We start from the raw sequence: 19,616 nt of genomic DNA, 5'->3' as shown, positions 1-19,616 counted from the left end.
GCCCTTGGGTTCGCAACCATCGCCCAGTACCGGAAGAATCGGGGTGCGTGCCGCCGCCGCGGCTCCTTGGTGAGACGCTGACCGGAAGCGGTTTGCACGCTCGGTCGGTTCGTACGCGACTCATGCGACGCATACGCGATACGTCGCGGTCTCGTACGGGGAGGTGGCAGGCAAGTGGTGGAGCAGCTGACGCAGCACGATCCGAGGCGGATCGGGCCGTTCGAGGTGCTTGGCCGGCTCGGTGCCGGTGGCATGGGGCTCGTCTATCTCGCGCGCTCGGCCTCCGGCCGACGTGTCGCGATCAAGACGGTCCGGACGGAGCTCGCCGAGGACCAGCTGTTCCGCGTCCGCTTCACGCGCGAGGTCGAGGCGGCCCGTGCCGTGTCCGGCTTCTACACCGCGGCCGTCGTCGACGCCGACCCGCGCGCGGCCGTGCCCTGGCTCGCCACCGCCTACGTACCGGCCCCCAGCCTCGAAGAGATAGTGAACGAGTGCGGGCCGCTGCCGGCCCAGGCCGTGCGCTGGCTGGCCGCGGGTGTCGCCGAGGCCCTGCAGTCCATCCACGGCGCGGGCCTGGTCCACCGCGACCTGAAGCCGTCCAACGTCCTCGTCGTCGAGGACGGGCCGCGCGTGATCGACTTCGGGATCGCGTCCGGCGTCTCCAACACCCGGCTGACCATGACGAACGTCGCCGTCGGCACGCCCGCGTACATGTCCCCTGAGCAGGCCAAGGACTCGCGCAGCGTCACCGGGGCCAGCGACATCTTCTCGCTCGGCTCGACCCTCGCCTTCGCGGCGACCGGGCACGCGCCCTTCCATGGCGCCAACCCCGTCGAGACGGTCTTCATGCTGCTGCGCGAAGGGCCCGACCTGGAGGGGCTGCCCGAGGAGCTGCGGCCGCTGATCGAGACCTGTATGCACATGGAGGCCGCGATGCGGCCCTCGCCCGCCGACCTCCAGGCCCAGCTCGCCCCGCACCTGTTCTCCTCCGGCTCCGACGACTCCGGCACCGCCTCTGCCTGGCTGCCCGAGCGGGCCGTCGCCCTGATCGAGAGCCGCCGCGGCGGCCGCCCGCCGGTCAAGCCCGCCGCCGGCTCCGGACGCAGCGCGGGCAAGGCCGCCGCCCAGGCGCCGCCCGCCCCCGCCCCGGCCCCCGTGCCCCCGCCGCCTTCGCGCGCGCCCGTGGCCGCGCCGCCCGCACAGGCCGCTCCCGCTCCCGCGCGGGGCGGCTGGGACGCGGGTGCGCCCGGCGCCGCCCCCACCCCCGGCCGCCCCGACTCCGGTCCGGTGCGGCTGCCCGGCGCCCCGGTGCCGATCGGTCCGGGGCCGCGGGTCGCCGACGCCCGCGCCGCCGCCGTAGCGCCTTCGCCCGCCGACGGCCTCGCCGCCTCCTGGGTGCGGGGCGGCGCCGGTGCCCCGGCCGACCAGCAGGAGATGGCCCGTCACGGAGGACTGGCCAACGGCACGCCGCGCCCGCCCGAGGTGCCGCCGCAGCACCAGCCGGACGCGCCCTGGAGGCCCTGGCGGTTCCGGATGTCCAACGACGTGTGGGGCACCCCGCACGTCGCGGGCGACCGGGTCTACGTCACGTCCTTCGAGGTGCACGCCCTCGATGTGTCCACCGGGCGGCGGCAGTTCAAGACCCGCGACGTCGCCTGGTCGATGGCCGTCGCCGACGGCCGCATCCACGCCTCCGACGGCCCCACCCTGTACGCGCTCGACGCCACCGACGGCACCGACCTGTGGCGCCGCCAGACCGACGCCTGGGTGTACGCGCTGCGCGCCGACCGCGGCACCGTCGTCACCGCGACCCGTGGCGGCGGCGTCCAGGCCGTCGAGGCCGCCAACGGCGAGACACTGTGGGAGATCACCGGCGTCCAGACCGACTTCGAGACCCCCGAGGCCGGCCCGGTCATCCATGACGGCACGGTCTTCGTCTGGCAGGAGGGCCGGCTGCGCGCCCTGGAGGCCCGCACGGGCACCGAGCGCTGGTCGTACCCCGTCGGGGACGCCGCGTCCTGCGGCGGAGTGCCGGTGCGGATCACGCCCGCCGAGGACGGGTTCGTGTATGTCGCCGCCGGGACAAGGGTGTTGGCGATCGACATCGACGGCGGGCACGTGCCCTGGCGCTTCGAGGCCCCGGCTGTCTTCCTCTCCCCGCCCGCGTTCGCGCCCGGCCCGGCGGTGACCGGCGGCGGCGTGTACCTCGCGGACTACCTCGGCACGGTGTACGCGGTGGACGCCTCCGACGGCCGCGACCGCTGGCGCATCGCGACCGAGTCCCGCTCGTCCGCCGAGCCGGTCCTGGTCACCGGCGGCCACGTCCACGTGGGCAGCGGCAACGGCCTCTACACCCTCGACGCGGTCACGGGCACGCCCAAGTGGCGCTTCCAGGCGGGCGGCGAGGTGGTCGGCTCCCCGGTCGCCGCCGACGGCCGCATCCACTTCGGCTCGGCCGACCACTGCCTCTACACGCTCGACGCGGTCGGCGGTCAGCTCCGCTGGAAGCTCGCCACGGGCGGCGAGATCACCGGCTCCCCGGTCGCGGAGGCGGGCGTCGTGTACGCGTGCAGCAAGGACCGCTGCGTGTACGCCCTGGACGCGGTCAAGGGGACGGGTTCCTCGAGGTAGGCCCGGAGGTGGGCCCGGACTCCGGCGGGGTGCCGGGCTGCCGGGGGTACGGGGCGGTGTCGCCGTGGGGGTCGGGGGCGTGCGGGCCCTGAGGGCCTGGGGTGTGCGGGCCCTGGGGGTGCGGGCCGCGGTCGTGCGGCTCGCGGTCGTGCGGCTCGCGGTCGTGCGGCTCGCGGTCGTACGCGTCGCGGTCGTACGGGCCGGGATCGTGAGGACCGGTGTCGTGAGGACCGGTGTCGTGAGGACCGGTATCGGGAGGGCCGGTGTCGGGAGGGCCGGTGTCGTGAGGGCCGCCGTCGTGCGGGCCCGAGTCGTACGGCGCCTGCCTGGGCCCGCGTTCCACGCGCCTGCGCCGGCCCGCCATCACGAGGGCGGCGAGCAGCAGGAGCACGCCGCCGACCAGCGCGTATCCCGCACCGGCGCCGAGGCCGTTGCCATCGCCGGCCACGCTCATCGAGCCCTCGGCCTGGCCCACGCGGACCATCCACAGCACGGTGAACGCGAGTGTGAGCAGGCCCGAAGCGGCCACCAGAAGACGTGAGCGCAGCACGACCCCGGCCAGCGCGAGCAGAGCCGCGAACGCGAAGGGCAGGAAGAGCGAGCCGAACAGCTGCGCCCCCGCCTCCGTCACGCCCGTACCGGTGAAGAGCTCGCCGATGCGGTAGTCCCGCCCGTGACGGCCGTCGTACCAGATACGGAAGGGGCTCCAGACGGCGGCCGTCGCTCCGGCGAGAGCGAGGATCGATCCGATCACGTTACGCAGCGTGCCCATCAGCGTGCGCCTCATCGGTGACCTCCAAGCCACGCAAGGGGGCTCTCGGTCCCGACGCTACGCCCGGTAGGCGCCCGGCGCCACGCGGCGACGAGGACCCCGGACGACCGCCTCGCAACAGCCGCGCACGGCACGTCTACAGCCTTGTAACGGACCGGCTCCCAGGGCCGATTGCGAGCCCGGACGGCCGTATAAAGACGGTGTAAGTGCCACTGCTAAGGTGACGTGCGCCCGTCAGAAACGGGCCCTTTCGCGCGCCATCAGTGCGCCGCCAACGTATGCACACACTTCGGGGGAGCAAAAAACATGAAGATGCGTCACGTACGCGCCGTGGCGGTGGCCGCCGTGGTCGTGGTCGCCCTGACGGGAGCCCGTCGCGGCGGTGACGGCGGAGGCTGCGACGACAACTCCTCGTCGAGCTCCAGCTCGTCCGGCGGTTACAGCTCGGGCGGCTCCAGCGACTACGACGACGATGACGACTACCAGTCGTCCACCGGCGACTACGGCAGCACCCCGTCCGCAGGGCCCACCACCGCGGCCGAGTCGGACATCCGCATCACCGACTGCGTGATCAACGGTGTGAGCTCCACCCAGGCCAAGATCACCTGGAAGTACACGATCACCAACGGTGACGCCAGCGGCTCCGCCGACTACAGCGGCACGATGATCTTCAACGACTCGTCCGGCTCGCGCGTCGGCTCCACGTTCTTCAGCCACGACGCCGTCGCCGTGGGCACGCCCTACGAGGGCACCGTCGAGGACGCCGTGTACGACTCCGACGTGGCCCAGCTCCAGGGCCGATGCGAGGTTAGCTCCGTCATCAAGTCGCCGTCCCTGTAAGGCGGTTGGGCCCGGCGGGTCAGCGGAGGCGGAAGTCGCCGCCGCGCCCGCCGAAGAGGCCCGCCTGCTGCTCCGGCGGCAGGTTGCCGAGCGCGACGAGATGCGGCGCGTGCGCGAGAGCCTGCGTGCGCGCCGCCTCCTTCGCCGCCCACACCGCCCGTACGGTGCCCTCCACGGCACCCGGCGGATACCCGGCGACGATCCGCGCGCACTCCACCGCGGCCGCTAACGCCCGGCCGTCCGGGGTCACTTCGCTCACCAGGCCGATCGCGTGCGCCCGCGCCGCCGACATCCGCTCGGCCGTCCCGAGCAGCGACATCCGCGCCACCTCGCCGAACGGCATCCGCTGCGCCATCGCGATCGACTCGTACGCGCTGACCATGCCGTACGTGGTGTGCGGGTCGAAGAACGTGGCGCGCTCGTCCGCCACCAGGAACTCCGCCTCGCCGAGCAGGTAGAACGCCCCGCCGCAGGCCATGCCGTTGACGGCGGCGATCACCGGCTTCCACAGGTCGTTGGCCTTGGGCCCGATCGCCACCAGGGGATCGTCGATGGAGTACGGCGAGGGCGGCTGGGGGACTTCGGCGCCGCGGTCGATGCCGGTGCAGAACGCCCGGTCGCCCGAGCCGGTCAGGACGATCGCCCGTACGGAGTCGTCGTATCTGAACTCCCGCCAGCTCGCGGTGAGTTGGGCTGCCGTGTCGAGGTCGATGGCGTTGTGGCGGGACGGGCGGTCGAGGGTGAGGACGGCGACGCCCGTCTTCTCGTCCCGCTCCACTCGCAGTCCGGGGGTAATCACGGCCGCTCCAGGACCCACTGCGGCAGCACCTGGCCGTCGACCTCACCGAAGACCACCTGCACCCGCGCCCCGATCCGCAGCCGCGCCGGGTCCACCGAGTTCAGCGCGGCCCCCGCCTCGCTCACCAGGTTCCCGACCAGCCGGATCCGCGGCGCGTCCGCCAGTTCGACGACGATCGCGTTGTACGGGGCGAGTTCCGCGTACGCGGGCAGCAGCGGGGGGTGCGGCAGGACGTACGACCAGATGCGGCCCTTGCCGCTCATGCGGCGCCATTCGCTGTCGAAGGACTGGCAGTGCGGGCAGCAGGGCCTGGGGGGAAAGCGGAGCTCTTGGCAATCAGGCCTTGCGCAGGCCTGTACGCGTAGCTCGCCCCTGGCGGCGTACTCCCAGAAGGGTTTTCCGTCGTCGTCCACGTGCGGGGTGAGGAGGTTGCTGGTCCGGGCAGCGTCTGCCATGTCGTTGTCCTTTGCGGAGTGCCGGTCTCGTCGTGGCTGGTCGCGCAGTTCCCCGCGCCCCTGCAGGGGCGCCCCGTGCGGGGGCGGCCCTGATCAGGCTCTGAGCAGTACCGCCGATGTCGGCACGCCCTCGCCTGCTGTGACCAGGCAGGTACCGGCATCGGGAACCTGGGCGGTGCTCACGCCCCGCAGCTGCTTCACGCCCTCGTTGATCAGGTTGAAGCCGTGTACGTACGCCTCGCTGAGGCCGCCGCCGCCGGTGTTCATCGGCAGCCGCCCTCCGATCTCCAGGGCGCCGCCCTCGGTGAACGCGCCGCCCTCGCCGCGGCCGCAGAAGCCGTACCCCTCCAGGGAGAGCGGGATGAGCGGGGTGAACGCGTCGTAGATCTGCGCGACGTCGACGTCCTGGGGCCCGAAGTCGGCCTGTTTCCAGAGGTGTCGGGCCGCGGTCCAGGCGGGACCGGTCAGCGGGTCGTCGTTCCAGTAGTTGACCATCCCGTGGTGCTGGGCGGGCAGGCCCTGGGCGACGGAGTGCACGTACACGGGCTTCTGTCGGCAGTCGCGGGCGCGCTCGGCGGAGACGATCACGCACGCCAACGCGCCGTCCGTCTCCAGGCAGTTGTCGAAGAGGCAGAGCGGCTCGCTGATCCAGCGCGAGGTCATATACATGTCGCGGGTCAGGGGGCGCTCGTACATCATCGCGGCCGGGTTCTGGTTGGCGCGGTTGCGGCAGGCCAGGGCGACGTTGAAGAGGTGGTCGCGGGTGGCGCCGTACTCGTGCATGTAGCGGCGGGCCAGCATGCCGATCTCGTCGGCTGGGCGGAGCAGGCCGAAGGGGCGGGTCCACTGGGCGGGCGTGGGGAGTTGGACGGCGGTGTTCTTCCAGGGGCGCGGTCCTGAGCCGCGCTTGCGGGAGCGCCAGGCCACGCCCACGTTCGCCTGGCCGGTGGCGACGGCCGCGGCGAGGTGCGCGATCGTGGCGCAGGAGCCTCCGCCGCCGTACCCGACCTTGCTGAAGAAGGTGACGTCACCGGCGCCGACGGCCTTGGCTATCTCGACCTCGTCGGTCTCCTCCATCGTGTACGAGGCGAAGGCGTCGACCTCCGACGGGGCGATCCCGGCGTCGTCGAGCGCGGCGACGATGGCGCGGGCCGCCAAGGTCTTCTCGGATTCGGGGAGTTGTTTCGCGAAGGGGGTCTGGCCAATCCCGACGATCGCTGTAGCGTCCTTGAGACTCGACGACGCCATCATCACCTCCGAGGGTTGCGTACGGCTGCCGCAGTGCTGACAGCCGCGAAGGCTACAGCTAATCTGACGGATAGTCAGCTACGAGTCGGCTACGAGTGTGCGGCTATGCGCGGCCACTTCCTTGCTACTCCCTTGCTGGTTCCTTGCTACTTCCTTGGAGGCTTGCGATGCGCGGCGACGACGGGTGGAGCACCGGGGGCACGGTTCCGGAGCTGGTGCGGGCGGCGGCGCGGCGGTACGCGGACCGGGAGGCGGTCGTCGAGGGCCGCACCCGGATCACGTACGCGGAACTCGGCGCACGCGTCGAGCACGCCGCGGCCGCCTGCGTGGCGAACGGCGTCGAACCCGGAGACCGGGTCGCGGTCTGGGCGCCCAACACCCTCGACTGGATCGTCTCGGCCCTCGGCGCCGTCACGGCCGGCGCGGTCCTGGTCCCGCTCAACACCCGCTTCAAGGGCACGGAGGCGGCGTACGTACTGGAGCGGTCGCGCGCGAAGCTGCTGTTCATCACGGGCACGTTCCTCGGCACGTCGTACGTGGCCTCGCTGCGCCGCGCGACGACGGAGGGCACGGGCCCGGGCCCGCTGCCCGCCCTTCCGCACCTGGAGCAGGTGGTGGTCCTCGCGGACGACGCTCCGGAGAACTTCCGTACGTGGAAGGACTTCCTGGCGAGCGGGGCGGAGGTGAGCGCGGACGAGGTCGCCGAGCGGGCGCGTGCCGTGCAGCCGTCGTCCCCCTCCGACATCATCTTCACGTCCGGCACCACCGGCCGCCCCAAGGGCGCCGTCATCACGCACGCGCAGACCCTCCGCTGCTACGACATCTGGAGCGAGCTGGCCGGGCTGCGCGAGGGCGACCGCTACCTCATCGTCAACCCGTTCTTCCACACCTTCGGCTACAAGGCGGGCATCATCGCCTGCCTGATGCGCGGTGCGACGATGGTGCCGCAGCCGGTGTTCAACGTGGACACGGTCCTCGCCAACATCGCCGCAGAACGCATCTCGGTCCTGCCCGGCCCGCCGACCCTGCACCAGTCGTTGCTGGACCACCCGGCCCGGGACGCACACGACCTCTCCGCCCTGCGCCTGGTGGTGACGGGCGCGGCGGTCGTCCCGCTCCAGCTGGTGGAACGTCTGCGCGCCGAACTCCACATCGGCACGGTCCTCACGGCGTACGGGCTCTCCGAGGCCGGCGGCATCGTGACGATGTGCCGCAGAGGCGACCCGGCGGAGGTCATCGCCCAGACCTCGGGCCGCGCGATCCCCGACACGGAGGTACGCGTCGTCTCCCCGGCGGGCGACCCGCTGCCGCCCGGCCGTCCCGGCGAGATCCTGGTCCGCGGCCACAACGTGATGAGCGGCTACTTCGAGGACCCGCAGGAGACGAAGAAGTCCATCACCCCGGACGGCTGGCTGCACACGGGCGACGTGGGCGTCCTGGACGAGGCGGGCAACCTGCGCATCACCGACCGCATCAAGGACATGTTCATCGTCGGCGGCTTCAACGCCTACCCGGCAGAAATAGAGCAACTCCTCGGCCTGCACCCGGACGTGGCCGACGTGGCGGTCATCGGCGTACCGGACGCTCGCCTGGGCGAGGTCGGCAAGGCCTACGTGGTGCGCCACCCGGGCGCCCTCGCCACGGCCGACGACCTGATCGCCTGGTCCCGCCGCGAGATGGCGAACTACAAGGTGCCGCGGGCGGTGGAGTTCGTGGGGGCGCTGCCTCGGAATGCGAGTGGGAAGGTGGTCAAGGGGGAGTTGCGGGGGCGGTGAGGGGGTGTCGCTGAGGGGTGTTGTAGACGGGCGGCGCGCCCCTCTCCCGCTCTTGCCGATGCTCAGCCGAAGTGGCGGACGAGCGTGGGGTGTTGACCTGAGTCCGGCTGCCGGGCCGGCGCGGGGACTGCCGGTGTGCGCACCGGGGCCGCGGGCGGCGCGGCCGTCACGGCAGGGGCGGCAGGCACAGCGGGTGCGGTATCGCGCTGCGGACGGGGCTGCGGGGCGGAGACCTGCTCCTGGTCGACTCCGGGCGGGAGGAAGCAGGGGGTGGTGACGTAGACGGTCATCTCGTCGTACGGGGGCTTCGATGCGCCAACGGACACGAAGTAGTTGGCGTCGCCTCCCTTCGCATAGAGCAGGATGTGCCGCCAGTCGCCCTCGCGGTAGTCGGTGACCTTGTAGCCCTTGGCCTCCAGCTTCTTCCGGAGCTTCTTCAGCCCTGAGTTGTACTCCGCGCGTGGGTGCGGGACAGCTGCCGAATAGCCGAGGTCGAACCGTCCGTCGTTGGCCTCATCGCCCTGCTTGCCCCTGCATTCCCGGAAGTTCTTGTTCACGGTCTCGGTGTCGACCTCGGAACCGAGCTCGTCTGCCAGCAGGTCGATCAGCGCGCGTACCTCGTACTCGGCCCTCGACTGGCTCTTCACGGGGAGAGGGTCGTTCTTTCCGCTGTCGGTCATGCATCCTGCAGTGGCGAGCAGCGCCAAGAGAGCCAGTACGGGCAGGGTTTTGCGGCGGCACTTCATGTGTGTGGGCATGGTTCAGCGGGCTCCCGCCCCGGGTGTGCTCCGGGGCTGTTAGTCGTTCTCTTGGTGCTGTCCCTCGCTGGGCGACTGGCCCGCGATGATCTTCCCCTGGTTGATGAGACTTTCGCTGCCCTGGTCCCAGTAGCCGGTGTGGCCTTCGGTGTCGACCTCGAAGACGCGTGCGCGGAACGCGCCGTCACCGCGGCCCACACCACCCTGGACGCGGCTCGCGGCCGCAAGGCGTACGCGGCGGGCCTGGACGAGGTGTGGGAGGCGGCGACCAGCGGCCGCGTCGAACTCCTCGTCGTGGAGGAGCACTTCCGCGCGACGGTCCGCGCGGGCGAGGGCCATCTCATCCCGGCCGGGGACGACGACCTCGACGCGGTCCAGGACATCGTGGACGACCTCGTGGAAAGCGTCCTGGAGGCGGGCGGCGAGGTCCAGTTCGTACCGGACGAGTCGCTGGCCGACGGGGGGCGGGTGGCGGCGGCGCTGCGGTACTAGGAGGACCTAGGAAGGCCCGGGGGAGTGGCCGCTCAACTCCCCTCCCGTTCCTGCACACTTCGCTCCACGCAGAACTCGTTGCCCTCGGGGTCGGCGAGGGTGACCCAGCCCCGGCCGTCCGCGACACGGTGGTCGGCGACCTGCCGGGCCCCGAGGGCGAGCAGCCGGGCGACCTCTTCGTCACGAGTACGGTCCTGGGGCTGCAGGTCGACGTGCAGCCGGTTCTTGACGGCCTTCGGCTCCGGCACGGTCACGAACAGCATCGGCGTCCCCGCCCACTCGACGAGCGCCTCCGGGTCCCCGGGAACGTCCTCGTCGGACACCTTCCCGCCCAGGGCTTCGGCCCAGAAGACCGCCTGGGCGTAGGCGTCGTGGCTGTCGTAGGTGAGGTGGCGCACGTGGGAGGTCATGGGGGGAGCTTCGTGCGGGTGGTGGGGAAAGTCCAGCGAGTTCCGCGCCTCAGAGCAGGTGATCCGCCTTGCCTGCCTTGATGTCGCGGATGAGGGTGCGGAGGGCTTCGCGGGTGTCGGTGAGGGGGTGGTCCTCCTGGCCTGCGACGGCTATGTAGGCGTTGCCTTGGGTGTCTGTGCCCAGGCGGAAGCAGTTGGCTCCTTCGCCGCAGAAGGGCTCATCCCAGTCGATGGCGGGCACTCTTCGACTCCTAGAGGTCGCGGCGGCGTTCAGCTTGGGTACGGTACTTCCGCTGCCGTGGCGGGGCCTTCAGAGCAGGTGATCCGCCTTGCCTGCCTTGATGTCGCGGATGAGGGTGCGGAGGGCTTCGCGGGTGTCGGTGAGGGGGTGGTCCTCCTGGCCTGCGACGGCTATGTAGGCGTTGCCTTGGGTGTCTGTGCCCAGGCGGAAGCAGTTGTTTCCTTCGCCGCAGAAGGGCTCTTCCCAGTTGATGTCAGTCACGGTGCTTTCCTCAGAGTGAGCGGGCGGTCTTGTGGATGAGGTCCCGGGAGGCGGCGGAGGACAGGCCGACCTGGTCCATCCAGGTCAAGTGGGCCCGGTACTTGGCGAGTTGGGCGTCCGCGTGCGTGAACTCGGGGCCGTGGGCGGAGTCCAGCTGCACGGTGTCCAGTTGTGGCGTCGCTCCGTCCGCGTAGAGAAGTGCATGTCCGGCCCCGGGGAAGCCGTCGGCGTCGAGCGGGACGACCCGTACGTCGACGGTGCTGCGCTCGGACTCCGTGCACAGGTGCTGGAGCTGCCGACGTGTCACCTCGGCGCCGCCGAAACGCATGAGCAGGGCGCTTTCGTGCACGTAGGCAACGTAGGTCAGCGGTTCCGGGCGGGCGAACACCCGCTGCCGGTCCATGCGGTGGGCGACGCGCAGTTCGACTTCGAGGCGAGAGAGGGGCGGGAGTACGGCGTTGAAGACCGCACGCGCGTACTCCTCGGTCTGTAGGAGGCCGGGCGCGTGCATGACCTGTGCCGTGCGTACGCGCTGCGCGTGCCACTCCAGCTCGGCGATGTCCAGAAGGCCGGCGGACAACGTGCCCCGGTGCTTCTCCCACCAGCCGCGTTCCTTGCTGGACGCCGTGGCGATGAGGGCATCGACGTAACGGTCGTCTGCGCAGGCGTAGTTAGCCGCCAGCGTCTGGATCCGGTCCGGTGAGATGGGGCGTACGCCCGACTCCATGTTGGCCAGCCTGGGACGGTCGATGCCGAGCAGGGCGGCCGCGTGCTCAGTGGTGGCTCCGGCCGCCAGGCGCATCTTGCGCAGTTCGGCGCCGATCCTCTTCTGGCGCTCCGTCGGCATGGACCTGGTTCCCATGACGCCCCCTCCCGTGTGCGGTGGCGTTCAGTCTGCCCCGAAGGGGAGGGGTGGTCCACCTTGATAGGGGTAAATATCCCCGAAGCGATAGACACGGTATCCCCTGGGTCCCTACGTTGAGTAACGCAACGCTCACGCAAGAAGTGGGTGGAAGTGCATCGCGCGAGCCTGCCCGCAGCTCCATCCCTGGGAGGGGCGGGCCCGCGCCAGGGAGACAGGCCACCGCCCCCGTAGCGACGTACGACGTCAACACCCCCACCGCACAAGGGAGTAACCATGCCCAGGACCGCCACCCTCGCGGGAGCATGCATCTCGCCGCACGCCGACGAATCCCTCACCGTGACGCCGCCCGCGCCCGACGAGCTCGCGTACAGCCTGACTCTGCCCGCCTCGCTCACCAGCCCGGCGATCGCGCGCGCCGCTGCTCGCTCGATGCTGCATGCCCACGGGTTGAACGACGAGGCCGACGCCGCTCTCCAAGCGGTCGGCGAACTCACGGCCTGCGCCTGCCGGTTCAGCGCGGGCGCCGAGATCTACCTCTCGCTGCGCCACGGCGGCAACACCATCCGCATCGCGGCCTACGACGGCCACCCACGCCACACCAATGCCCGCTTGGCCGCGGCGTGCGACGGTCGGCGGAGGTCGGCGCTGCGGCTGCTTGCCTGTGTCGTACGGGCGGGTGGTGGCGAGTGGGGCTTCGGGGAGTCCCGGGAACCAGGGGGCGGTACGCGGATGTGGGCACATCTGCCTGTGTCCTCGGCGTGTACAGGTCATCGATAGCCTTCTGAGGACGCTGATCAAGCAGAGTCTGCAACCAACGAGAGAGAAGGAAATGCCCCTCACGCCACTGGAACTGCTGCTCATCCTCTTCGTCGGCGGTGGAGTGGTGGTGCTCCTCGCCGTCGTCCTCGCGGTCGTGCTCGTCCGCCGCGCCCGACGAGTCCGTGGGGCTGGTCCGGGGGCAGGACTTCCGGTGGCACCTCAGCAGCAGCCTGGTGCTCCGTACCCGGGCCAGCAGTTCCCGCCTGCGCAGCCGCCGCAGGGGCAGGGGACGCAGTCGCCATTGCCGCCGTTCCAGGGGCAGTAGCCGTCTGACCTCTGTGGCACGAAATCAAGAGGTCGGTCGAGAAGCCGCGGACATGCCTCGGCCGCGACGGCTCCCCCTCCGCGCCGCCGCGGCCGATCCCCGTGGGAGCAGGACTACTTCGCGGGCTCGCTGCCTGCGTGGCTGTCCTGCGTGGTGATGCCGCCCGCGGGCTCGCTGCCCGCGTGGCTGTCCTTGGTCGTGATGCCGTCCACGGGCTCGCTGCCGGCGTGGCTGTCCTGCGTCGTGATGTCGGACTTCTTCTTGGCGGGCTTGTTCTCGCTCATGGTGAACTCCCCTGTTAGAGCGGCTTTGTTGGTGGCGAGGGCCCGCCCGGCAGCTCCCCCGAGGGCCGCCGGACGGGCGCATTTGGAATCGATCACCCTAACGGGGCGACTCCGGGCCAAGCCGTCTGCCCCCCGAGGCGACGGTTCGACGGGGAAGACGATGCCGTACGGCGATAAACGAATGATGAACGCGTCAGCCAGGGCCCTCGGTCAGGCCGCGACGGGCGTGAGGAGGCGACGCACCACTTCGGCCTCGGGTGAACCCGACTGTTCGTAGATCGAGAGGGCCTCGCGCCAGCAGGCCTTCGCGCGGTCCACCTGGGCCAGTTCGGACAGGGCGCAGCCCAGCACCGTCAGGACGTTGCCCTGCGCCCACTCGCCACCGATGCACCCGAGGGCCAGGCCCTGTTCGGCGTGCTGGGCGGCCTGAGCGGGGCGGTGCGCGGAGAGGTGGGCCTCCGCGATGCGGAAGTGTGTGGTGCCCTCCCACAGGCGCTGCCGGTTCTCCGTGAAAATGCCCAGTGCGTCCGAGAGATGACCGAGGGCCTCCGGCTGCCGGCCTGCCTTGGTCAGGGCGATCCCGAGGGCGAGGAGCCCGTTCGCGAGGCGGACCGTCAGGCCCAGCTTGTCGTAGATGCCGATGCCCTGCCGGGCCAGGTCGACGGCCTGGGTCGTACGGCCCATCGCGACGAGGATGCGGGACAGGTTGCACAGGGCGCTGGCCTCGCCCGGCTCGTTGCCGTCCGCGCGGAAGGCGCGGATGGCCTGTTGAAGGTGGGCTTCGCCCTCGGTGTGCTGCTTGCGGTAGATCGCGATGATGCCGCGCTCGTTGGGCGCGTTCCCGCTGGTCCAAGGGTCCTGCGCCACCCGGCCCAGCTCCGTGGCCCGCTCCGCCTCGGCGTCCGCCTCGTCGAAGCGGCCGGCCCGGCTGTGCACCTGGGTGAGCGTGGTGCGCGCCCGGCCCTCCGAGTGCAGGTCCTTGGCGGCGCTGGCGGCGTCGCACGCGGCGATCGTGGCGATCTCGTACCGCCGGGAGCTGACGCCCGACTCGGCGAGGTCCTTGGCCGCCATGAGCAGGTCGACGCCCCGGCGCAGCGAGCCGACGGTCAGGGACTGCTGTACGCAGGCGAGGATGCAGTCGGCTTCGTTGTGCAGCCAGTCCACGGCCTGGGAGTTGTCGCCGAACGCCAGGCCCGGGTACGTGGTGCGCTCCAGGTGGTCGACTGTGCGGTCGCCCGGCCGCTCCAGCGCGTACACCTGCGATGCCGTCGCCAGATAGAAGTCCAACACCCGAGAAAGCGCCAACTCCCGCTCAGTGGGCGGCTGTTCATCCCGTTCGGCGCACGCACGCGCGTAGAGCCGGACCAGGTCGTGGTAGCGGTAGCGGCCCGGGGCCGCTGATTCCAGGAGGGACGTGTCGACCAGGGCCTCCAGGAGGTCCTCCGTGTCCTCGACCGGCAGGTCCAGCATCGCCGCCGCCGCGGCGAGCGACAGATCCGGGCCGTCCGCCAGGCCGAGGAGGCGGAACGCGCGGGCCTGGGCCGGTTCCAGCTGGCCGTACCCGAGTTCGAAGGTCGCCTTGACGGCCAGGTCGCCGGCCTGCAGTTCGTCCAGGCGGCGGCGTTCGTCGGCGAGCTTGGCGGCGAGGGTCGAGACCGTCCACGTACGACGGGAGGCGAGGCGGGACGCCGCGATGCGGATGGCGAGGGGCAGGAAGCCGCAGGCCGCCACCACGTCCAGGGCCGCCTCGCGCTCGGACGCGACCCGCTCCTCGCCGACGATGCGCGTGAAGAGCTGCAGTGCCTCCTCCGGCGACATCACGTCCAGGTCGACCAGATGCGCCCCCGCCAGGTCGACCATCCGCACTCGCGAGGTGATCAGGGCCGCGCAGCCCTCCGTGCCGGGAAGGAGGGGCCTGACCTGGGCCGCGTCGCGGGCGTTGTCCAGGAGCACCAGGACCCGGCGGCCGTCGAGGAGTGAGCGGTACAGCGCCGCGCGCTCCTCAAGGGTGTCCGGGATCGCCGAGTCCGCCGTGCCGAGCGCGCGCAGGAACGCGCCGAGGACCGTCTCCGGCTCGGCGGCGCGCGCGCCCGCGCCCTGGAGGTCGACGTAGAGCTGGCCGTCCGGGAACTGGATACGGGCCGCGTGCGCGACATGCACCGCGAGCGTGGTCTTGCCGACGCCGCCGATGCCCGCGAGCGCGGAGACCGCCATCACCCGGCCCTCGGCGGAGGAGAGGACCTCGCTGAGTTCCTCGACGAAGGTGGAGCGGCCCGTGAAGTCCGGCACTGTGGCCGGAAGTTGGGCCGGGCGGACCGGGGTGGAGGCGGGTTCCGAAGGGGCCGCGGACGGCTCGGCGAGGCCCGGGTCGGCCTGGAGGATCCGCTGCTGCAGCTCGGACAGGCCGGGGCGCGGGTCGACGCCCAGCTCGTCGGCGAGGAGGCGGCGGGTGTCCGCGTACACCGCGAGGGCCTCGGCCTGGCGGCCGGAGCGGTAGAGGGCGAGCATCAGGAGTTCGCGCAGGCGCTCGCGGAGGGGGTGCGCGGCCGTCAGGGCCGTCAGCTCGGAGACGGCCTCGGCGTGGCAGCCCTGCTCCAGGTCCATGTCGAGCCGGGTCTCGACGAGTTGGAGGCGCCACTCCTCCAGGCGGACCCGCTGCGTGTCGGCGTACGGGCCGGGGACGTTGGCGAGGGGCTCGCCGTCCCAGAGGCTGAGCGCCTTGTTGATCAGGGAGCGGGCCTGGCAGAGGTCGCCCGCGCCGCGTGCCTTCTCGGCGTCGGCCCACAGCTCCTCGGCGAGCGCCAGGTCCAGGGCCCCGCCGGAGGCCGGGAGCCGGATCGCGTACCCGCCGGACTCGCTGGCGAGGACGCCGGGGAGTGCCTTGCGCAGGCGCGACGCGTACGTACGGACGGCGGCCAGGGCCTGCGACGGGGGTTCGTCGCCCCAGATCGCGTCGATGAGTTCGGCGGCGGTGGCGGTGCGGCCGCCGCGCAGGAGCAGGGCCACGAGCAGGGCGCGCTGCTGTGGAGATCCGGTGGCCAGCGGCTCCGAGCCGCGCCAGGCTCGGACCGGTCCGAGCACGCTGAAGCGCAGCGGCTGCGGCTGTGCCTCCGGGCGGCGCTGCCCGGGTACGCGCGGTACACCGTCCATCGTTGTCCCACCCGGTCCGAGTACTGGAATTTGCCCCCGCCAGTCTGCCTTGTCCAGGGCCGTTGCGTCAGCCGCCCGGAGCAGCTCTCACAGGGTCCGCACTCCCGCGCACGTGACGCGGACGTGCGGTGGGGCCCTGGCGTGGCCGGTTCTGATCGGTTCACACCAGCGCCTTCAGGCCGACTCCCCGGTCCTCGCTCCCGTCTCCGCTCCCGTTCCGGCGCGCACTACTAGCTGACGGTTCGTCAGATCAGCGCTACCGTGACGTACATGGAGACCCAGGAGACCTTCCCGAAGATCATCTCGGTGGACGACCACACGGTGGAGCCCCCCAACGTCTGGCGGGACCGGCTCCCGTCGAAGTACCGCGACATCGGCCCGCGCATCGTGCGCGCACCCCTGAAGGAAATGACCTTCATGGGCGGCAAGTTCGCACCAATCATGGGCGAGAAGGGCGACGACGGGCCGATAGGTGACTGGTGGGTGTACGAGGATCTGCACCGCCCCCTCACCCGCCTCGACACGGCCGTCGGCTACGACAGGGACGAGATCAAGCTCGAAGTCATCACGTACGAGCAGATGCGCCCGGGGTCGTACGACGTCCCGGCCCGGCTCGCGGACATGGACGTGAACCATGTCCAGTCGGCGGTCTGCTTTCCCACCTTCCCGCGCTTCTGCGGCCAGACCTTCACCGAGGCGAAGGACCGTGAGCTCGGACTGCTCGGGGTGCGCGCGTACAACGACTGGATGGTGGAGGAGTGGTGCGGCCCGCAGGCGAGGGGCCGGCTGATCCCGCTCACCCTCGTCCCGCTGTGGGACGCGCGGCTCGCGGCCGAGGAGGTACGCAGGAACGCCGCGCGCGGCGTACGGGCGGTGGCCTTCTCGGAGATCCCGCCGCACCTGGGCCTGCCGTCCATCCACACCGACGAGTGGGACCCGTTCCTGCAGGCCTGCGACGAGACCGGCACGGTCGTCGCGATGCACATCGGCTCCTCGTCCAGGATGCCGTCGACCTCCGCGGACGCGCCGCCCGCGGTCGGCTCCACGATCACCTTCGCCAACTGCTGCTTCTCGATGGTCGACTGGCTGATGAGCGGCAAGTTCGAGCGCTTCCCCAACTTGAAGATCATGTACGCGGAGGGCCAGATCGGCTGGATCCCGTACATCCTGGAGCGCGCGGACGTCGTCTGGGAGGAGAACCGCGGCTGGGGCGGGGTCGCCGACAAGGTCACGCGCCCGCCGTCCGAGCTCTTCGCGGAGCACGTCTACGGCTGCTTCTTCGACGACGCGTTCGGGCTGCGGAACCTCGACTCCATCGGGGTGGGGAATGTCCTGTACGAGACGGACTACCCGCACTCCGATTCGACGTGGCCGAAGTCCCGGGAGGTGGGGGAGTCGCAGATGGGGCACCTGGCGCCGGACGTGGTGGACCGGCTGGTCCGGGGCAACGCGATCGAGCTGCTCGGGCTGACGGAGTCCGGGTTGTGGGGGCCGTCGGCCTGAGCCCCGCAGGGGCGCGGGGTCGCGACATGTGCGGCTCCGCCGCGGGGCGAGACCTGCCACGGGCGGCCCGCTGCGGCCGGCGAGACAGAACTCGGCAGACGCGTCTGCCTACTCGCGGCTTCGTGGCCGGGTGCAGCGCCGCGTGGGCTGATCGCGCAGTTCCCCGCGCCCCTTTCGGGGCACCCAGACCCTTGCCTGATGGACCGTCAGCCCCGACGATGGGGCCCTCAATTCAGAGCTGACGGTTCGTCAGGAGGGGTCGTGGTCATGGCGCAAGCACCGCAGGGGCTCACGTACGGCATCCAGCTCCCCGTCCAGTCCCAGAGCACCCTCTACGCCGAACCCTGGGAAGCCGAGGCAGGGGCGGCCGACCTCGCCGAGATCGCGAGAACCGCCGACCGCAGCGGCTTCGCCTACATCGCCTGCTGCGAGCACGTCGCGATTCCCCGACGCCTCGCGGCAGCGATGAGCACCGTCTGGTACGACCCCGTCGCCACCCTCTCCTTCCTCGCCGGGGTCACCGAGAACGTACGGCTGCTCAGCCACGTCGCCGTCGTCGGCCTGCGGCACCCGCTCGCGAGCGCCAAGCAGTACGCCACGCTCGACCACCTCAGCGGCGGCCGGCTGATCCTCGGCGTCGGGGCCGGGCATGTGCGCGAGGAGTTCGAGGTGCTCGGGGCGGACTTCGAGGGGCGCGGGGCCGTGCTCGACGAGACGATCGACGCGCTGCGGGTCGCGCTCGGGCCCGAGGAGTATCCCGAACATCGCGGTGAGCGCTACGAGTTCAGTGGGCTCGGGCAGCGGCCCCGGCCCGCGCAGGTGCGGGTGCCGATCTGGGTCGGCGGCTCCTCCGGGCCCGCCGTGCGCCGGGCCGCCGTACGCGGTGACGGTTGGCTGCCGCAGGGCGACCGGCGTACCGAACTGCCCGCGAAGATCGCCCGGATCAGGGAGTTGCGCGAGGCGGCCGGAGTCGAGGCGCCGCTGACCGTCGGGACCATCGCCGAGCCGGTCTACGTGGGCGAGGCGGACTGGGACGTGGGCCGCTGGACCCTGACCGGCAAGGCGGAGGCGATCGCCGAGTCGCTCCGCGAGTACGCGGCGATGGGCGTGCAGCAGATCCAGGTGCGGTTCCGGAGCCGTTCCCGTACCGAACTCACCGACCAGATGGCCGCGTTCGGGGCCGAGGTTGGCCCGTACCTCAACGACTAGGAGTGATCCATGGGCAAGCTGGACGGCCGTGTCGTCATCGTCACCGGCGCCGCGCGCGGCCAGGGCGAGCAGGAGGCGCGGCTCTTCGCGGAGGAGGGCGCCCGCGTCGTGCTCGCGGACGTGCTCGACGAGCAGGGCGAGGCGGTGGCCAAGGAGATAGGGGAGGGGCAGGCGCGGTACGTCCACCTCGACGTGAGCAGGGAAGAGGAGTGGACGGCTGCGGTGGCCGCCGCGAAGGAGGCGTTCGGGAAGGTCGACGGGCTGGTCAACAACGCGGGGATCCTCCGGTTCAACGCCCTGGTCGACACGCCTCTCGACGAGTTCATGCAGGTCGTGAACGTCAATCAGGTGGGGTGTTTTCTGGGGATACGGGCCGTGGCACCGGCGATCGGCGAGGCGGGCGGCGGCACGATCGTGAACACCGCCTCGTACACGGCCGTGACGGGCATGGCCGCCGTCGGCACGTACGCCGCGACCAAGCACGCGATCCTCGGCCTCACCCGGGTCGCCGCGATGGAGCTGGCGGAGTCCGGGATCCGGGTGAACGCGGTCTGTCCGGGTGCCATCGACACCGCCATGTCCAACCCGGCCCAGCTGGACCCGGACGCCGACCCGGAGGCGATGACGGAGGCGCTCGACGAGCTGTACCGGAAGCTCGTGCCGCTCGGCCGCGTCGGGCGGCCGCGTGAGGTGGCCGACCTGGCGCTGTTCCTGTCCAGCGAGGACTCTTCGTACATCACGGGGCAGCCGTTCGTGATCGACGGCGGGTGGCTGGCGGGGGTGAGCATTGTGTGACCCCGCCTCTGTCGCGTTGCTGACGCGGCGTCAGGTATTGACGG

20 protein-coding genes are annotated in these 19,616 nt (G+C 71.4%); 9 read left to right on the top strand and 11 right to left on the bottom strand.

Annotated features, from left to right (window positions below; genetic code table 11):
• Positions 1 to 174: 174 nt before the first annotated feature.
• A complete protein-coding gene (locus RCO28_RS19150) occupies positions 175 to 2,631 on the top strand; it encodes a PQQ-binding-like beta-propeller repeat protein (RefSeq protein WP_308942372.1) in 2,457 nt (818 codons plus the stop codon).
• On the opposite strand, the gene RCO28_RS19145 is transcribed toward RCO28_RS19150, so the two are convergent.
• Positions 2,606 to 3,418 (bottom strand): hypothetical protein, encoded by an 813-nt coding sequence (locus tag RCO28_RS19145; RefSeq protein WP_308942371.1) that lies wholly within the window; start codon positions 3,416 to 3,418, stop codon positions 2,606 to 2,608. The genes RCO28_RS19150 and RCO28_RS19145 overlap by 26 nt on opposite strands.
• A 291-nt stretch (positions 3,419 to 3,709) precedes the next feature.
• Here RCO28_RS19145 and RCO28_RS19140 point away from each other — a divergent pair, with 291 nt between their 5' ends.
• Positions 3,710 to 4,243, top strand: coding sequence for a hypothetical protein (locus tag RCO28_RS19140; RefSeq protein WP_308942370.1), 534 nt, complete (start codon positions 3,710 to 3,712; stop codon positions 4,241 to 4,243).
• 19 nt (positions 4,244 to 4,262) lie between these two features.
• On the opposite strand, the gene RCO28_RS19135 is transcribed toward RCO28_RS19140, so the two are convergent.
• The 3 genes from RCO28_RS19135 to RCO28_RS19125 all read right to left on the bottom strand — a co-directional run bounded on the left by RCO28_RS19135 (position 4,263) and on the right by RCO28_RS19125 (position 6,745).
• Complete coding sequence (locus RCO28_RS19135; protein ID WP_308942369.1) at positions 4,263 to 5,042, bottom strand: enoyl-CoA hydratase/isomerase family protein; 780 nt, start codon at positions 5,040 to 5,042, stop codon at positions 4,263 to 4,265.
• Complete coding sequence (locus RCO28_RS19130) at positions 5,039 to 5,497, bottom strand: OB-fold domain-containing protein (protein ID WP_308942368.1); 459 nt, start codon at positions 5,495 to 5,497, stop codon at positions 5,039 to 5,041. The genes RCO28_RS19135 and RCO28_RS19130 overlap by 4 nt, the downstream gene beginning before the upstream one ends.
• Positions 5,498 to 5,590: 93 nt before the next feature.
• Positions 5,591 to 6,745 (bottom strand): lipid-transfer protein, encoded by a 1,155-nt coding sequence (locus RCO28_RS19125; protein WP_308942367.1) that lies wholly within the window; start codon positions 6,743 to 6,745, stop codon positions 5,591 to 5,593.
• A 167-nt stretch (positions 6,746 to 6,912) separates the two neighbouring features.
• On the opposite strand from RCO28_RS19125, the gene RCO28_RS19120 reads away from it, so the two are divergent.
• Positions 6,913 to 8,520 carry a FadD3 family acyl-CoA ligase gene (locus RCO28_RS19120; protein WP_308942366.1) on the top strand — a complete coding sequence of 536 codons (1,608 nt, stop codon included), beginning with the start codon at positions 6,913 to 6,915 and terminating at the stop codon, positions 8,518 to 8,520.
• 62 nt (positions 8,521 to 8,582) lie between these two features.
• Here the strand turns inward: RCO28_RS19120 and RCO28_RS19115 are convergent, their stop codons facing one another.
• A complete protein-coding gene (locus RCO28_RS19115; protein WP_308942365.1) occupies positions 8,583 to 9,200 on the bottom strand; it encodes a hypothetical protein in 618 nt (205 codons plus the stop codon).
• A gap of 216 nt (positions 9,201 to 9,416) precedes the next feature.
• Here RCO28_RS19115 and RCO28_RS19110 point away from each other — a divergent pair, with 216 nt between their 5' ends.
• Positions 9,417 to 9,770, top strand: coding sequence for a hypothetical protein (locus RCO28_RS19110; RefSeq protein ID WP_308942364.1), 354 nt, complete (start codon positions 9,417 to 9,419; stop codon positions 9,768 to 9,770).
• Positions 9,771 to 9,802: 32 nt separating this feature from the next.
• On the opposite strand, the gene RCO28_RS19105 is transcribed toward RCO28_RS19110, so the two are convergent.
• From RCO28_RS19105 to RCO28_RS19090, 4 genes are all read right to left on the bottom strand, one after another.
• Positions 9,803 to 10,180 (bottom strand): VOC family protein, encoded by a 378-nt coding sequence (locus tag RCO28_RS19105; RefSeq protein WP_308942363.1) that lies wholly within the window; start codon positions 10,178 to 10,180, stop codon positions 9,803 to 9,805.
• Positions 10,181 to 10,229: 49 nt separating this feature from the next.
• Positions 10,230 to 10,421 carry a hypothetical protein gene (locus tag RCO28_RS19100; RefSeq protein WP_282540048.1) on the bottom strand — a complete coding sequence of 64 codons (192 nt, stop codon included), beginning with the start codon at positions 10,419 to 10,421 and terminating at the stop codon, positions 10,230 to 10,232.
• Positions 10,422 to 10,490: 69 nt separating this feature from the next.
• Entirely contained in the window at positions 10,491 to 10,682 is a 192-nt protein-coding gene (locus RCO28_RS19095) for a hypothetical protein (protein WP_308942362.1), read from the bottom strand.
• Between the two features lie 10 nt (positions 10,683 to 10,692).
• Positions 10,693 to 11,544: a helix-turn-helix transcriptional regulator gene (locus RCO28_RS19090; protein ID WP_308942361.1), complete on the bottom strand. Its 852-nt coding sequence runs from the start codon at positions 11,542 to 11,544 to the stop codon at positions 10,693 to 10,695.
• 276 nt (positions 11,545 to 11,820) lie between these two features.
• Between RCO28_RS19090 and RCO28_RS19085 the strand changes: the two genes are divergently transcribed.
• Positions 11,821 to 12,324, top strand: a complete 504-nt coding sequence (locus RCO28_RS19085; protein ID WP_308942360.1) for an ATP-binding protein — start codon at positions 11,821 to 11,823, stop codon at positions 12,322 to 12,324.
• Between the two features lie 52 nt (positions 12,325 to 12,376).
• Positions 12,377 to 12,631: a hypothetical protein gene (locus tag RCO28_RS19080; protein ID WP_308942359.1), complete on the top strand. Its 255-nt coding sequence runs from the start codon at positions 12,377 to 12,379 to the stop codon at positions 12,629 to 12,631.
• 113 nt (positions 12,632 to 12,744) lie between these two features.
• Here RCO28_RS19080 and RCO28_RS19075 read toward each other — a convergent pair whose 3' ends face one another.
• Together RCO28_RS19075 and RCO28_RS19070 are read right to left on the bottom strand one after the other, a co-directional pair.
• Positions 12,745 to 12,915 (bottom strand): sigma-like protein, encoded by a 171-nt coding sequence (locus tag RCO28_RS19075; protein WP_308942358.1) that lies wholly within the window; start codon positions 12,913 to 12,915, stop codon positions 12,745 to 12,747.
• Positions 12,916 to 13,125: 210 nt separating this feature from the next.
• Positions 13,126 to 16,065 carry a BTAD domain-containing putative transcriptional regulator gene (locus RCO28_RS19070; RefSeq protein WP_308942357.1) on the bottom strand — a complete coding sequence of 980 codons (2,940 nt, stop codon included), beginning with the start codon at positions 16,063 to 16,065 and terminating at the stop codon, positions 13,126 to 13,128.
• 270 nt (positions 16,066 to 16,335) lie between these two features.
• Here RCO28_RS19070 and RCO28_RS19065 point away from each other — a divergent pair, with 270 nt between their 5' ends.
• From RCO28_RS19065 to RCO28_RS19055, 3 genes are all read left to right on the top strand, one after another.
• Complete coding sequence (locus tag RCO28_RS19065; protein WP_308942356.1) at positions 16,336 to 17,568, top strand: amidohydrolase family protein; 1,233 nt, start codon at positions 16,336 to 16,338, stop codon at positions 17,566 to 17,568.
• Positions 17,569 to 17,835: 267 nt separating this feature from the next.
• Positions 17,836 to 18,777 (top strand): TIGR03619 family F420-dependent LLM class oxidoreductase, encoded by a 942-nt coding sequence (locus RCO28_RS19060; protein WP_308942355.1) that lies wholly within the window; start codon positions 17,836 to 17,838, stop codon positions 18,775 to 18,777.
• A gap of 9 nt (positions 18,778 to 18,786) precedes the next feature.
• Positions 18,787 to 19,572: an SDR family NAD(P)-dependent oxidoreductase gene (locus RCO28_RS19055; protein ID WP_308942354.1), complete on the top strand. Its 786-nt coding sequence runs from the start codon at positions 18,787 to 18,789 to the stop codon at positions 19,570 to 19,572.
• Positions 19,573 to 19,616: the final 44 nt, after the last annotated feature.

It is taken from the genome of Streptomyces sp. LHD-70 (assembly GCF_031157275.1).
Lineage (GTDB): Bacteria > Actinomycetota > Actinomycetes > Streptomycetales > Streptomycetaceae > Streptomyces.
This window is presented reverse-complemented; position numbering and strand designations above follow the sequence as displayed.